Source organism: Yoonia sp. (genome assembly GCF_046498525.1).
GTDB lineage: Bacteria > Pseudomonadota > Alphaproteobacteria > Rhodobacterales > Rhodobacteraceae > Yoonia.
The window spans coordinates 1-13,946 of sequence record NZ_JAWOAN010000106.1 but is presented as its reverse complement, the minus strand read 5'-3'; the positions used below and the strand labels follow the sequence as shown (position 1 = coordinate 13,946).

Below are 13,946 nucleotides of genomic sequence, written 5' to 3'. Positions count from 1 at the left end.
TTGCAGTGAGCCTAGTCTGCGTCGGCTTTGGAAATGCCATGCTTTTGCATCTTTTCGTAAAGCGCCTTGCGGGACAATCCCAAGGCCTCGTATGTTTGTTTCAGACTGCCTTCTTGCGCCGTGAGAGCCGCCAGAATGAGCGATTTCTCGTGCGCTGCCATTTTTTGCGCCAGTGTTTGAGGCCCGCCACCGGTCGCAGGCTCCTCCGATGGATCAAGCCCCAAAACGAACCGGTCCGCCGCATTGCGCAATTCGCGCACATTGCCGGGCCAGTCTTGGGTCGCCAATGCTGAGAGGATTTCGGCAGGCACGTCTGCGAGTTGTCGGGAATAACGCGCTGCCGCCTGCGCTGCGAGGTTCAGGAAAAGCGACGGGATATCATCGCGCCGATCGCTGAGCGGCGGAACATGCAGCGTGACGACGTTGAGACGGTAAAGCAGGTCCGCACGGAATGTGCCCGCCTCGACCGCTGCCGCAAGATCGGTTTTGGCTGCGGCGATAATGCGAATATCAAGTGCGACCGGGTCATTCGACCCAAGTCGCGTGATCTGTCGTTCCTGGATTGCGTGCAGCAGCTTGGCCTGCACCGCGACCGGCAGGCTGTCGATTTCGTCAAGAAACACCGTCCCTTGGCGAGCGAATTCGAATTTGCCAAAGCGTGCGCGCATCGCACCGGGGAAAGCGCCTGCTTCATGCCCGAATAATTCACTCTCGACCAGATCGACGGGCAGGGCGGCACAATTGATGTGAACGAAGGGGTTTGGCCCGCGCGCCGAAAGGTCATGCAGCGCATGCGCGGTCACGTCTTTGCCGACACCTGTATCGCCCATGATCAGCACGTCCGCATCGGTTGCAGCGATGGTGCGTACCTCTTTGCGCAAGGCCACCATCGCTTTGGACCGGCCGATAAGCCGCGCTTCGAGTTTGTCACGGCCACCGACCTCGCGTTTGAGTGCCCGGTTTTCGATGGTCAGCCGCCGTTTTTCGAGCGCGCGCCTAATGGCGGTGACCAAACGGGACGGCGCAAAGGGCTTTTCGATAAAGTCATAAGCCCCTTCGCGCATCGACTGCACGGCAAGGTTCACGTCACCGTGGCCTGTCACGAGGATCACGGGAAACTCCGGATCGACTTCCAGCGCCTTGCGCATCAGCCATAGCCCGTCGTGGCCCGGCATCCGGATATCCGTGACCAGCACCCCCGGAAAGCCGCGGCTGATCTGGGCAAGGGCAAGTTCGGCCTTGTCGAGCACAGTGGCGGGGATGTCGGCAAGCATGAGTGTTTGCCGCGTGGCGTGCCGCAGTTCTTCCTCATCGTCGACGAACAGGACAGTTTGCTTCATTGGGCAGCGACCTCCACTGGAGAGGCGGGTTGCAGGGTGACCGAAAACACCGCTCCGCCATCGGGATGGTTTGCGGCAGATAGCGTCCCGCCGAAGTCGCTGACGATATTGTACGATATCGACAGCCCAAGCCCGAGGCCCTTGCCCGGCGCCTTGGTGGTGAAGAAAGGATCGAAAATATTGGCCACCTTTGCAGGTTCAATCCCCGGACCGGTATCGCGGACCTGCAAAGTGGTACCGTCGATCTGCAACGTCACAACGCGGCTTGGCTGATCTTCCATCGCATCGAGTGCGTTGTTGATCAGGTTCACGATGACCTGTTGCAGGCGCACGTGGCCGCCGGTGACCCAAATTTCCGTATCGGGCGGTGAATACGACACCATGCCACCCTCGGAGGCCAGACGCATTTCGATCACTGCGCGTGCGTCCTGTATCACCGCATTCAGCAACAGCGGGCCAGTCGCTTGCTGGGGGCGACGGGCAAAGTTGCGCAGGTGCGCAGAGATCGTCGCCATCCGGTCGGCCATTTTCGAGATACGCGAGATATTGTCTTGCGCCTCGGGCAAGCGGCCACGGTCCAGGAAAGCCGAAGCGTTGTCGGCGTAGGATTTGACGGCGGCCAGCGGTTGGTTGAATTCGTGGCTGAGTGCGGCTGACATTTGACCCAGCGCAGACAATTTACCCGCCTGAATAAGATCGGTCTGGGTCCGCTTGAGATCGCCCAAGGCGGTTTGCAAATCCGCAGTGCGTTCAGTGACCGCTGCCTCAAGCCGGCGATTGACCTCTTGTTCCTTGGCGAAAACTTCGGCCTGCCGGGTTTGTTTGAGCAGATAGGCAAGCAGCGCAGCAAGGGCCAGAAGCGCTATCAGACCGGCAATGAGAAGTGTGTTCAATGCGTCCAACGTGGCCGGGCGGCGCGGTGAAAGTGCTGAAATGGTCCACTCCAGATCCGGCAGACGCAGGGATGTCAGCACGTAGCTTTCCCGCGTGTTGCCTTCGATAAAGACTTGTTGCGCGTCAGCGTTCAGGGGGTTCGTCGTGATCGGCAGCAGATCGATGCGGTCGATCGGATATTCCAGATTCTGCGCGATCAGTTGCAAGGTAGCGTCGCTCAGTGGCCGGATCGCGCGGAAGTGCCAGTCAGGACGCGATGACATGAACACAAAATCATTGCGATCCGTAATCATGATTTCACTGTCGGCGCCGCGCCAGATGCTTTCGAACGCGGAAATATTGAACTTGATCGCCAGTACGCCGACGATGCGTTCACCTTCCTCGACCGGGGCGGCATAGAAGTAGCCGCGTTCACCGGTCGTCGTGCCGTAGACCGAAAAGCTCGACAGGTCCCCGTTCAATGCTTGGGTGAAATAGCTTTGATAGTTGAAATTGCGGCCAAGATAACTTCCGGGTTCACGGTAGGATGCCGCTGCGATCGTGAGGCCCGAAATATCCATCAAATAGACATCGGAGGCTTTCACCGTTGCCGCTGTCTGGCGCAGGTCTTCATTGACCGCGCTTAGAAGGGCCGCATCGTCAGGGGTATTGAGCAGATCTGTCAGCGCGGATCGTTCGGCAATCAGCGCAGGCAGTGGGGCATAGCGTTCCAGTGCCGCCCGCAAACCCGCAGCGGCAAGGTTCAGCGGTACCGCGTCTTGTTCGGCGTGCTGGCGCATGTAATGCCGCTCAATAGCGGGAAAAGACAGCGCCCCGGCAAATCCGGTAAGCACGGCAAGGGCGGCGACCAGCCCAAAAATGCGGCGACGAGACAGGTTCATGGTGCAGGTATGGGGCAGAGTCCGGAGGGTACACAACGTCAAATTTGCCAAAGCAACGGGCGGCAGGGCTTTGCGGCCTTCTGCAGATCACCATACTGCAACCGGTTGCAGTGTGGTGTTTCATGGGTAAACTGCACAGCACAAACCGGAAAGACACATTGCCGATTATGTCTGAAGAAACAGCCTGTAGGGGTATGTGTCTTTCACGTGCCGGGATCATGATAAAAAGGAATATGCAGGTGTCGCCTCATCGCCCAAAACCACGGTTCTTCGATCTGGCCGTCCCGTTCTTCCTGCCCCTGTGGCGCAGGATACTGGCCGCCGTCATTCCATTACTTTGGGCGTTGGTTGAATTGGCGAATGGCGCGACCTTCTGGGCGCTTGTCTTTCTTGGTCTTGGTGCCACTGCGATATGGCAGTTTGTCATAGCGGATTGGGCGGCGGTGGCCGAACAGGCCCAACAGGATGCAGAAAGAGGCGGTTGAAGTGGTGATGACGCTGAAAGACGTAGCCGAGCGCGCCGGAGTGTCCCGTTCAGCAGTGTCGCGCACCTTTACCGAAGGCGCATCGGTATCAGACAAGACCCGCGCCAAGGTGGAAAAGGCAGCGGCGGAATTGGGGTATAGCCCTAATGCATTGGCGTCGTCACTGACGACAGGGCGGACCAAATTGATCGGTTTGGTGTCCAACAACTTTCACAATCCGATCTTTCTGGAAGTCTTTGATTTGTTCACCAAAGGCCTGCAGGCACGGGGCCTGCGCCCTTTGCTGGTGAATTTGACGGACGAGGTGGACTCAGAGAACTCTCTGCGCATGTTGCGGGCCTATTCGGTGGATGGCGTTATCGTCGCGTCCTCCACATTGCCTGCGCATTTTGCCGAAGGGTTCAAGGACGCGGGCGTTCCGGTCGTACATTCCTTCGGTCGCCATTCCGCCAGCCCGAAGGTCAATGTGCTGGGCATCGACAATATCGCCGCCGGGCGCATGGCCGCGCAAACCCTGATTGATCGCGGCTACAAGCGCGTGGCGTATCTGGGTGGCCCGAAATCCGCGACATCGACGCAGGATCGTTTTGCAGGGTTTGAAAAGGTGATTGCTGCGTCGGATCTGGAAATGACTGTCAGTTACGCGAGCAACTATACCTTTGATGCGGGGCGGACCGAGATGCAGCGCCTGCTGCAGAACCGCCCCGCAGAAGCGTATTTTTGCGGGGATGATGTGCTCTCGATCGGGGCCCTGTCCGCGATCCAGTCCGCTGGTTTGTCTGTGCCGCGCGATATCGGGATCATCGGGTTGAACGACATGGAAATGGCGGGGTGGGCAAATATCAATCTGACCACGATCCGCAATCCGGTTGCACAGATTATTGCCGCGTCGATCGCATTGATCGCGGCATCGTTGAAAGGCGACAGCCGCGACCCTGAGGCGCGGCTGTTCGATTGTATGATCATAGAGCGCGGCACGCTCAGACCTTTGCCTAGCTGAACATCGGGGGCCGCGCATCCAGCCACTTGCCCTCGGCCTTGCCTGACGCGGCCACGGCATAGACTGCGGCCATAGACCGCAAACCGTCTTCGGCGCGGGGATAGAGATTGGCAGCAGAGTCCATCGTGCGGCCCTCTTTACGCGCGCTGATGGCCTCGGCCAGATCGGCATAGATATTGGCAAAGGCCAGCGGCATCCCTTCGGCATGGCCGATGGTGACGCGGCTGGTGCGGTCAGCCTCTGGTGACAGGTTTGCCTCGCCGCGTTCGATCACCTGCAGGCGTTCGCCCAGCGGCATGTAATAAAGCTGGTTGGGCTGTTCTTGCGACCAGCGTAATCCGCCGGTTTCGCCAAAAACCTGAATGCCCAGACCATGCTGGCGCCCGATGGCGACCGAACTGGTCCAGAGCCGCCCGACAGCACCGCCATCCATCCGAAAGTTCACCATCGCGTCGTCTTCCAGCCTGCGCACATCGATGCAAGATACGATATCCGCTGACAGTTTCGTCACTTCCTGACCGGTAACAAAGCTGGCCATATGCATCGCATGGATGCCGCAATCGGCAAATTGCGCAGAAACCCCGGCCTGTGCGGGATCATAACGCCAGCGCACCCTCGGATTGTCTGCGTCCGTCGCGTCGGCATGGTGACCATGGGCGAATTCGGCGTTGACCAGACGGACCTTGCCGATGTCGCCACGTGCGATCATCGCCTTCATGTGCCGCACCAGCGAATAGCCGGTGTAGCCATAGTTGACCGCACAGATATTGCCTGTTTTCTTGGCGATTTGGACAATCTCCTCGCCTTCTTCCACCGTCATCGTCATGGGCTTTTCGCACAAAACGTGAAAGCCGTTTTCAAGGAACGCTTTGGTGATCCCGAAATGCGTAGCGTTCGGTGTCGCGACGGTGACCAGATCAACGCGGTCGTCGCGCTTTTTCTCGGCCTCCAGCATCTCTTGCCAGCCGCCATAGGCGCGGTCACCCAGCCCCAGTCGCTTGCCATAGTCGATCCCGTATTCAGGGCGGTGATCGAGCGCGCCTGCGCTGAATTCAAACAGTCCGTCCAGCCCCGCGCCAAGACGGTGCGCCGGTCCGATCTGGCTGCCTTCACCGCCGCCGATCATGCCCCATTTGAGTTTTGTCATGGCATCTGTCTTTCGTTCAAGAGGTCAGTTTTCCGTGTCAAGAAACCGTACAGAAGCTGTACAGAACCTGTACGTACAAGAGCACGGTATCAAAATCCGATAGATTCAAGATATTTGCGGTTGCTCTCTGCGTCCTCAAGCGGGGTGCCGGGCAGGGAGGGGTCGCAATCCTGCTCGACCGTGCACCAGCCTTCAAAACCGGCGTCCAGCAGCACTTGCCGCACCGCCGCAAAATCCACATCGCCTTGCCCGAGGTTGCAGAAAATTCCCTGACCACAGGCTTTGTAGAAATCGGTACGGTTGGCGACCACATCGGCTTTTACCGCAGGGTCGATATCCTTGAAGTGCATATAGCTGATGCGGTCGATATGCCGCTTCATGAAAGCGACGGGATCATAACCGGCATAGGAATGGTGGCCAGTGTCGAAGCAGATTTTCAGGATGCTTTCATCAACCTCGTCCAGCAGCCTTTCCAGCTCCGGCTCGAAATCCATAAAGCCTGCGGCGTGGGCGTGGATACCCACGGTCAACCCGTAGTCGTCGGTCCCCATCTGTGCAATCGTGGCGATACGGTCGCGGAAGGCGGTCCATTCGGCGGTATCCATCTGCTCGGCCTCATCCGCGCGGCCAGCGGTGGGGGCACGGCGCGGCGAGATGCTGTCGATCAGCACCAGATGCTGCGCGCCATGTGCGACAAGCGCCTTGCAGGTGCGCACCGCCGCATCCATGACCTCGTCCCATTTTGCGGGGTCGTGAAAGGGGCGAAACACCACGCCGCCGATGATGCCCAGATCATTCTTTTCCAGTTCATCGCGCAGGATCGCAGGGTCTTCGGGCATATAGCCGATCGGCCCCAACTCGATCCCCTTGTAACCGGCGCTTGCGCATTGGCTCAGCACCGATTGCCAAGTGGGGTAGGCGGGGTCGGATGCGAATTCGATACCCCAAGAGCAGGGCGCGTTACCGATCTTGATCATGTCTTTGGTCTTTCTATGCGTAGTCCGCGACGTTGACCCAAGCGTTCTTGGCGCTTGAATCATGGGCGGCGGTGACGATGCGGTTGACTTCAAGGCCTTCCGCAAAGGTCGGCCAGATGTTGGTATTGGTGGCGATGGCGGTCAGGAAATCTTTGGCCTCTATGATGATCTGGTCCTGATAGCCGGTGCCATGCCCCGGCCCTTGGCAAAAAGGCAGATAATCGGGATGGGCGGGGCCGGTCAGGATCTTGCGAAACCCCCGTTCGGCCTCTGGCCCGTCCATGGTGTAAAGGTGCAGGGCGTTCTGATCTTCCTGATCAAAGCGGATCGCCCCCTTGGTGCCGTGGATTTCGTAGGCATAACCCATCTTGCGCCCCGTCGCGACGCGGCTGAAGAACAGGTGGCCCTGTGCGCCGTTTTCAAAACGGCACATCATCTGGGCCTGATCGTCATTGGTCACGGTCTCAACGCCGCGTTTGGCATGGACCGTTTCAACCTGCGCACAAAGCGCCGTGATCGGCCCGATCAGCGCCCGCGCACCGTTGATCATATGGGGGGCAAGATCGCCCATCGTTCCGTTGGCCGTGCCTTGGCAACGCCATGTGGCGGGCAGGGCAGGGTCGGCGAAAAAGTCCTCGGTGTGTTCGCCGCGAAACCACGTAACGTCACCGATACGGCCTTCGGCCAGCAATTGGCGGGCGTATTGCGAAGCAGGCGTGCGGATATAGTTGAAACCGACCATGTTGATCGCACCGCTGGCGGACGCCGCATCGGTCATGACGATGGAATCAGCGAGGGTTGCACCAAGCGGCTTTTCGCAGAAAACCGGCTTTCCAAGCGCGAATGCGGCAAGGGCAATCTCGCGGTGGGTGTGCTGGGGTGATGCAATAACGATGGCCTCGACCTGCGGGTCATTCACCAGCGCGCGCCAGTCCGCTGTGCCGCGGGCAAAGCCGAACGCGTCTTTGTAGTGCGCTGCCGAAGTGTCGGACGACGCGCAGACCATTTCAAGTCGCGGGCGGAGTGCTGTGTCGAAAAGCGTGCCGACCGCGCCGTAGGCCGCTGCATGCGCCTTGCCCATGTAGCCGCCGCCAACGATGCCGATTCCGATGTCTGTCATTGCGATGCCCCCCTTCTGGAAAACCGGTTGCAACCGGTTGCAATTTGGGTATCGTTCTTTTAGGTCGATGGTCAATAACCAATTGTGACCAAAGCACACGACGTGCGCACCGCCGGGGGATTCTCATATGGGGCAGGCTGCCGAAACCGTGACGCTGACAACAGCGCAAGCCATCATTCGCTACCTTTCAAACCAGTGGATTGTCGCTAACGGCGTCGAAACCCGCGTTTGTGGCGGCGGGTTCGGCATTTTCGGGCATGGTAATGTGACTTGTCTGGGTGAGGCGCTTTATGAACACCGCGCGGAACTGCCGCTTTATCGCGGGCAGAACGAACAGGGGATGGGCTTTGCCGCAGCCGGTTACGCCAAGGCCTACAAGCGCCAGCGTTTTATGTTCTGTACCGCTTCGGCGGGGCCCGGCACGGCGAACCTTTTGACATCTGCGGCTTTGGCCCATGCCAACCGTCTGCCGATGCTGATGCTGTGTGGCGATACGTTCCTGACGCGACTGCCTGATCCGGTCTTGCAGCAGTTGGAGCACTTTGGAAACCCGACCCTGGGGGTGAATGACGCCTTCAAGGCCGTCAGCCGCTTTTGGGACCGCATCACGCATCCGGCCCAAGTGATCCAGTCGCTGCCGGCAGCACTTGCCACCATGCTTGATCCTGCCGATTGCGGCCCTGCCTTTATCGGCCTGCCGCAGGATGTGCAGGGCTGGACCTATGACTACCCCGTCAGTTTCTTCGCAAAGCGCGTGCATCGTGTGCGCCGTCAGGCACCGGACGAATACGAGATTGCAAAGGCCGTGGCGCTGCTGAAAGATGCCGAACGCCCGATGATCATTGCGGGTGGTGGTGTTCAGTATTCCGCCGCGGTGGACGCGTTGACCAGTTTTGCCGAAGCCACCGGGATTCCCGTGGTCGAAACCATCGCAGGCCGTGCGAATATGGTGCATGACCATCCGCTGAATATCGGGCCGATCGGTGTAACAGGCTCGGAGTCCGCCAACGCAATCGCGCAAGAGGCCGATGTGATCCTCGCTGTCGGGACGCGCTTGCAGGATTTCACTACAGGCTCTTGGACCGCTTTCGCGCATGATGCAAAGATCATCGGCTTGAACGCAGCCCGTCACGATGCGGCCAAGCATCTGTCGACGGCTGTGGTGGGCGATGCGCGTTTGGGGGTGGTCGCGTTGGCCGAGGATCTGGCGGGCTATCGTGCCCCCGAAGCGTGGACCGCGAAAGCCCAGCAAGAGCGCGCCAAGTGGAACAATTACGTGGCCGAAAACACCCGCGTCGGCAATGGACCCGCGTCCTATGCACAGGCCATTGGCGAGGTAAACCGCTTGTGTGATCCGCGCGACCGCGTGGTTGCGGCAGCAGGGGGCTTGCCAGCGGAAGTGACCGCGAACTGGAAGACGCTCGATATCGGGACGGTGGATGTTGAATTCGGGTTTTCCTGCATGGGCTACGAAATCGCCGGTGGATGGGGCGCACGCATCGCGCAGGCGCAGATGGAACCCGAACAGGATACGATCGTCTTTACCGGTGACGGGTCGTATATGTTGATGAACTCCGACATATATTCATCTGTTTTGACAGAAAAAAAGCTGATCGTACTTGTGCTCGATAATGGTGGTTTTGCGGTAATCAACAAATTGCAGAACAACACCGGCAACGAAAGCTTCAACAATCTCATCGCCGATACACCGACGGCGACCACCAAGGTTTCGGTGGATTTTGAAGCCCATGCCCGCGCAATGGGGGCAGAAGCTGAAACCGTCAGTTCACCTGCAGAGTTGGAAGCCGCGTTCGAGCGCGCCAAGGCCGCAACCCGCACCTATGTGATCTGCATGAAGGTTGACCCCTATGAAGGCTGGACGACCGAAGGCCACGCCTGGTGGGAGGTCGGTACGCCACATATCACCACTTCGGACAAGGTGCGCACGGCCCATGTGGATCAGGAATCGTCGCGCCCCAAGCAGCGGAAAGGCGTCTGATGTCTACGCTGCTGGACGGGATCAGAGCAAACAACTTTGTCGTCGTGGGGCGGGCAGGGATCGACCTTTTTACCGATCCCGGTGTCGCCACCGAGGATGCAGAAACCGTAACGGTGGGCCTTGGCGGATCATCAGCTAATATCGCCGCTGGGATTTGCAAGCTGGGCGGGCAGGCGTCATTGGTCACCCGTGTGTCGGATGACAGCATCGGTAGCTACTGTCTGGGCCAGTTGAAACGCTATGGCGTCGGCACCGAATATGTGACGCCTGTGGGCGGTGAATACCGCAATTCGCTGGCGTTCTATGAAAGCCGCGTCGAAGGACACCGCAACGTCATCTACCGCAACGGAGCCGCCGATTTCCAGATGGACGCAGGCGACGTGGCCGCCGTGGATTACGGCAGGTTTGGCGCGTTGATTACCGCTGGCACAGTCTTTGCGGCGGAACCGTCGCGCAGTGCGAGTTTTGACGCCTTTGCGCGCGCTAAATCCGCCGGTCTTCCGATTATCTTTGATGTGGATTACCGCCCCTATTCATGGCCGTCGCCACAGGTGGCCGAGGATATTCTGAGCCGTGCGGCGGCTGCCTCTGACATGATCGTGGGCAACGATGAGGAGTTCGGTTTCATGGCCGGAGGCATCGACAAGGGGCTTGCCAAGGCCCGCGCACTTGCCGAGACGACAGCCAGTGTTGTGGTCTATAAGATGGGCGAAAAAGGCGCTGTCACCTTTGCCGATGGTGCCGAAATCCACACCGGTATCTGGCCGGTCGATGCGCTGAAGCCCACAGGGGCAGGGGACAGCTTTATGGCCGGGCTTGTGACGGGCTTGGCCGAGGGTCAAAGCCTGCATGATGCCATCCTGCGCGGCTCTGCCTGTGCATCCATCACGGTGTCCCGCCCCGGTTGCGCGCCTGCGATGGCCGATACTGCGACACTGAAAACATTCATGGCCGGGCACCCCGGCCCGACTGACGCTTGAGAGGATAAATCCATGCACATCCCACCGTTTGACAATCAGAATAAACCGATCGTGGATGTTGATGATCCGACTGTTCCGCTGAACTATTTCAACATTGTGAAGTTGAAGAAAGGGCAGGCGTTCGAATATGCCGTGCCCGGTTACGAAACTTGCATCGTACCCGCCACCGGCACCGTCGATATCGACATCGAAGGGTTCAAGGCGGACGACATCGGCGAACGGATTGAAGATGTCTGGGACGGAGAGCCAGAGGGCGTTTATGTCCCGACGGCGGCGAAGGCAGAGATGGTCTGCACATCCGACGAGGCCGAGATATTCGTTTGCGGCGCACGCTATGACAAGGTGCTGGATGCCTTTGCCGTGCGGTCGGATGAATTGGATCTGGTGCAATACGGATCGGACGACACCAAGACCCACCGCAAGATCAAGCATATCCTTGGCACCAAGTACCACGACAAGGTGGGCCGGTTGCTGGTGTCGGAATTGTTTACCGTGGGCGAAGGCGGCTGGTCCGGTTTTCCGTCGCACAAGCACGACACGGACCGTCTGCCGCTCGAGACGCGCCATGACGAAACCTACAACTTCCGCTTCAAGCCGAACCACGGTTCTGGCGTGCAGATGTTGCAGCGTGAAGACGGCAAGGCGGGCGATGCCTATCATATCGTCGATGGGTCCACGATTTGTCTGGACAGCGGCTATCACCCCTGCGCGGTGCTGCCGGGCTATCAGATGTATTACTTCACCATTCTGGGCGGTCTGTCACAGCGCAGTCTGATCCAGTATTTCCAGCCGTCCCATGCCTATCAGATCGAAACGATCCCGGGGATCAAAGACATGATCGCCAAGTTCAAATGACCCTTGCGACACTCAAAGATGTGCTGCAACCGGCATTGAAAGGCGGCTACGCCGTGGGCGGGTTGGTCTGCCTTGGCTGGGAAGATATGCGCGCCTATGTGGCCGCAGCCGCGGCCGAGAACTGTGCGGTGATCCTGCAAGCGGGGCCGGGGTGCCGGGCGCATACGCCACTGCCTGTATTGGGCAAAATGTTCCGGTATCTGGCGCAAGAGGCATCAGTGCCGGTCGTCGCGCATCTGGATCATGGCTACACCTATGATGAGTGTTCCGAGGCATTGGATTCCGGCTTTACCTCGCTGATGTTCGATGGTTCGCGAAAGCCGCTGTCAGATAACATAAAAGAAACACTGCAAATAGCTGAAATGGCGCATAAATCCGGAATTTCATGCGAGGGCGAAATCGGTTTTGTGGGCTATTCCGGTGGGGAAGCCTCGGCTGGGACCGATCCTGCGCAAGCAGCGCAATTTGCCGCTGAAACCGGCGTTGATGCGATGGCGATCTCGGTCGGAAACGTCCATTTGCAGCAGGACAAGGAAGGTGGACTGGATGAACTGCGTATTGCTGCGATTCAGGCGGCAACGGGCGTACCCTTGGTGATTCATGGCGGGTCAGGCGTGCCAGTTGCGCAGCGCAAGGCGTTGGCGAAAAGCACAAATATCTGCAAGTTCAACATCGGGACCGAGTTACGGATGGCGTTCGGCGCAGCGATGCGCGAAGCCGTCAACCGAGACCCGGAGCGATTTGATCGTGTGACGATCCTGAAGGAAACGCATGATCCGGTGATGGTCGCCGCACGAGAAGTGCTGCGCAATCTCAAAGGATAATCCGCGCGTTTCCCGGTTGGGGCTTTTGCGATCAATCCGGTTCACCCAGAATGGTGGGATGTGGCTGCCGCATCGTCTGCCAGCGCGCGCCATCTGAAGCGCTGTTTGTCTGTAAATAGCAATACGCATAATCAGTATTATGTAATATAATAAGTTCAGCCTTATTTGGATTTGTGTCGATGGTAGGATTGGTGCTTCATACACAAACCAAAAGCGGTAGTTATCCTTATGGTGCGCCTTCATAAGACAGAGAGATCGGTTTCTCAAAACAAAGAGCGCCTCTAGGCACAGACATTAAAGAAATACCAAGAAATGATCATTTCACACAGCCACAGGTTCATTTTCATAAAGACAAAAAAGACGGCTGGCACATCCATTGAACTTGCCTTGTCGCCACATCTCAAAGTCGGAGATCTAGCGAGCCCATTGGGAAATCTACTGCCACGACATCGACTGTTTTCGAAGCCCTTTGTTAGTCTTCTGCGTCAGAAGGACCAAGCGATACGTGCTCGAAATGACCATCTGCCTTTTAGTGTTATCGACAAGTACTTTCGTGAAGAAACACAAGGCTACTTTGCGTTTTGTGTAGAACGAAACCCTTGGGACAAAGCCGTTTCCGCCTTCTATTACTGGACCTCCAAGCATGGCAAGAATGCTTCGAAAACAGATGTGGAGAACTTTCTTGATTTCACGGCAAGTCAAAGACTGAGTTACTTTTCAGACTACGACAAGTACATGCAAGGCGACCGGCAGCAGGTTGATCGGGTCCTGCGCTATGAGCGGCTGTCGAATGATTTTGCAGAGGTGATGGCGGACTTGTCTTTGCCCCAAATCACCGTGGATGAAATCACAGCTAACACGCAACAGCGCCCCAAGACAGCGCAGAGGCTTGAAGCGTTTTATGGCGTGAATTTCGACAATACTGCAGCAAGCAATGTTCGGAAGGCTTTTGCGCGTGAAATTGAATATTTTCAGTGGGAACCGACACCACTGCCAGGTTCATAATGATGAAAAATCGCGCTTCGCCTCTCGGACTTTGATCCAAACATGCGCTCACGCACAGAAGCACTACTCGCTTTGCATCAGGAAAGGTTTCCTGGACGCGCATCATTTCGGGCGCAGATCACGCGCGCACTTAAATAGCGCGCGGCTAGCCCGTTTTTTATCTTGATTGATGAATATGGTCCGGCGGACAAACAACGCGTCTCCCCAGCCAAATCGCTTGAGCTCGCAATAACCGAGTTCGAAACCAAGCGTTTCAAGGAATGGGACAAACCGCGACAGTGGCATATCGCCTTCGTAGATGCCCCCGATGCTTACCTCCATCCAGATGAAATCACTGGATCTGAGCGTCTCGAGAGCACCAAGGATCACGTGCTTTTCTGCGCCTTGGGTGTCGATAAACATCATGTCGAAATCGTCCGATACAAGACCATGTTCGGGA

Annotated in this window: 12 protein-coding genes and 1 pseudogene; 7 read left to right on the top strand and 6 right to left on the bottom strand. The window is 57.8% G+C overall.

The genetic code is table 11. The features are described from left to right. Positions 1-11: 11 nt before the first annotated feature. Both R6T97_RS07705 and R6T97_RS07700 read right to left on the bottom strand, forming a co-directional pair. Positions 12-1,340, bottom strand: a complete 1,329-nt coding sequence (locus R6T97_RS07705; protein WP_410348705.1) for a sigma-54-dependent transcriptional regulator — start codon at positions 1,338-1,340, stop codon at positions 12-14. Beyond that, positions 1,337-3,115, bottom strand: a complete 1,779-nt coding sequence (locus R6T97_RS07700) for an ATP-binding protein (RefSeq protein ID WP_410348704.1) — start codon at positions 3,113-3,115, stop codon at positions 1,337-1,339. Before R6T97_RS07700 ends, R6T97_RS07705 begins: the two co-directional genes overlap by 4 nt. Before the next feature lie 233 nt (positions 3,116-3,348). On the opposite strand from R6T97_RS07700, the gene R6T97_RS07695 reads away from it, so the two are divergent. Together R6T97_RS07695 and R6T97_RS07690 are read left to right on the top strand one after the other, a co-directional pair. Next, a complete protein-coding gene (locus R6T97_RS07695; protein ID WP_410348703.1) occupies positions 3,349-3,600 on the top strand; it encodes a hypothetical protein in 252 nt (83 codons plus the stop codon). Position 3,601: 1 nt separating this feature from the next. Beyond that, positions 3,602-4,600: a LacI family DNA-binding transcriptional regulator gene (locus tag R6T97_RS07690; protein ID WP_410348721.1), complete on the top strand. Its 999-nt coding sequence runs from the start codon at positions 3,602-3,604 to the stop codon at positions 4,598-4,600. Here the strand turns inward: R6T97_RS07690 and R6T97_RS07685 are convergent. The 3 genes from R6T97_RS07685 to R6T97_RS07675 all read right to left on the bottom strand — a co-directional run bounded on the left by R6T97_RS07685 (position 4,593) and on the right by R6T97_RS07675 (position 7,844). Beyond that, positions 4,593-5,747, bottom strand: a complete 1,155-nt coding sequence (locus R6T97_RS07685) for a Gfo/Idh/MocA family protein (protein WP_410348702.1) — start codon at positions 5,745-5,747, stop codon at positions 4,593-4,595. The genes R6T97_RS07690 and R6T97_RS07685 overlap by 8 nt on opposite strands. An 89-nt stretch (positions 5,748-5,836) precedes the next feature. Continuing rightward, positions 5,837-6,724 carry a sugar phosphate isomerase/epimerase family protein gene (locus R6T97_RS07680; protein WP_410348701.1) on the bottom strand — a complete coding sequence of 296 codons (888 nt, stop codon included), beginning with the start codon at positions 6,722-6,724 and terminating at the stop codon, positions 5,837-5,839. Between the two features lie 13 nt (positions 6,725-6,737). Continuing rightward, positions 6,738-7,844, bottom strand: a complete 1,107-nt coding sequence (locus R6T97_RS07675; protein WP_410348700.1) for a Gfo/Idh/MocA family protein — start codon at positions 7,842-7,844, stop codon at positions 6,738-6,740. Positions 7,845-7,971: 127 nt separating this feature from the next. Here R6T97_RS07675 and iolD point away from each other — a divergent pair, with 127 nt between their 5' ends. The 5 genes from iolD to R6T97_RS07650 all read left to right on the top strand — a co-directional run bounded on the left by iolD (position 7,972) and on the right by R6T97_RS07650 (position 13,507). Next, positions 7,972-9,843, top strand: coding sequence for a 3D-(3,5/4)-trihydroxycyclohexane-1,2-dione acylhydrolase (decyclizing) (iolD, locus tag R6T97_RS07670; RefSeq protein WP_410348699.1), 1,872 nt, complete (start codon positions 7,972-7,974; stop codon positions 9,841-9,843). Then, positions 9,843-10,823, top strand: a complete 981-nt coding sequence (locus R6T97_RS07665; RefSeq protein WP_410348698.1) for a PfkB family carbohydrate kinase — start codon at positions 9,843-9,845, stop codon at positions 10,821-10,823. Before iolD ends, R6T97_RS07665 begins: the two co-directional genes overlap by 1 nt. Before the next feature lie 12 nt (positions 10,824-10,835). After that, positions 10,836-11,678 carry a 5-deoxy-glucuronate isomerase gene (locus R6T97_RS07660; RefSeq protein WP_410348697.1) on the top strand — a complete coding sequence of 281 codons (843 nt, stop codon included), beginning with the start codon at positions 10,836-10,838 and terminating at the stop codon, positions 11,676-11,678. Further along, a complete protein-coding gene (locus R6T97_RS07655) occupies positions 11,675-12,502 on the top strand; it encodes a class II fructose-bisphosphate aldolase (RefSeq protein WP_410348696.1) in 828 nt (275 codons plus the stop codon). The genes R6T97_RS07660 and R6T97_RS07655 overlap by 4 nt, the downstream gene beginning before the upstream one ends. Positions 12,503-12,814: 312 nt before the next feature. Continuing rightward, positions 12,815-13,507, top strand: coding sequence for a sulfotransferase domain-containing protein (locus tag R6T97_RS07650; RefSeq protein WP_410348695.1), 693 nt, complete (start codon positions 12,815-12,817; stop codon positions 13,505-13,507). A 102-nt stretch (positions 13,508-13,609) separates the two neighbouring features. Here R6T97_RS07650 and R6T97_RS07645 read toward each other — a convergent pair. Beyond that, positions 13,610-13,946, bottom strand: a pseudogene (locus R6T97_RS07645) (hypothetical protein); the annotation flags it as partial.

Excerpts from the sequence above, each read along its gene's own strand:
- R6T97_RS07650 (WP_410348695.1), top strand. The coding sequence starts at position 12,815 with ATGATCATTTCACACAGCCACAGGTTCATTTTCATAAAGACAAAAAAG.
- R6T97_RS07660 (WP_410348697.1), top strand. The coding sequence starts at position 10,836 with ATGCACATCCCACCGTTTGACAATCAGAATAAACCGATCGTGGATGTT.
- R6T97_RS07700 (WP_410348704.1), bottom strand. The coding sequence starts at position 3,115 with ATGAACCTGTCTCGTCGCCGCATTTTTGGGCTGGTCGCCGCCCTTGCC.
- R6T97_RS07675 (WP_410348700.1), bottom strand. The coding sequence starts at position 7,844 with ATGACAGACATCGGAATCGGCATCGTTGGCGGCGGCTACATGGGCAAG.
- R6T97_RS07680 (WP_410348701.1), bottom strand. The coding sequence starts at position 6,724 with ATGATCAAGATCGGTAACGCGCCCTGCTCTTGGGGTATCGAATTCGCA.
- R6T97_RS07685 (WP_410348702.1), bottom strand. The coding sequence starts at position 5,747 with ATGACAAAACTCAAATGGGGCATGATCGGCGGCGGTGAAGGCAGCCAG.
- iolD (WP_410348699.1), top strand. The coding sequence starts at position 7,972 with ATGGGGCAGGCTGCCGAAACCGTGACGCTGACAACAGCGCAAGCCATC.
- R6T97_RS07695 (WP_410348703.1), top strand. The coding sequence starts at position 3,349 with ATGCAGGTGTCGCCTCATCGCCCAAAACCACGGTTCTTCGATCTGGCC.
- R6T97_RS07655 (WP_410348696.1), top strand. The coding sequence starts at position 11,675 with ATGACCCTTGCGACACTCAAAGATGTGCTGCAACCGGCATTGAAAGGC.
- R6T97_RS07705 (WP_410348705.1), bottom strand. The coding sequence starts at position 1,340 with ATGAAGCAAACTGTCCTGTTCGTCGACGATGAGGAAGAACTGCGGCAC.
- R6T97_RS07665 (WP_410348698.1), top strand. The coding sequence starts at position 9,843 with ATGTCTACGCTGCTGGACGGGATCAGAGCAAACAACTTTGTCGTCGTG.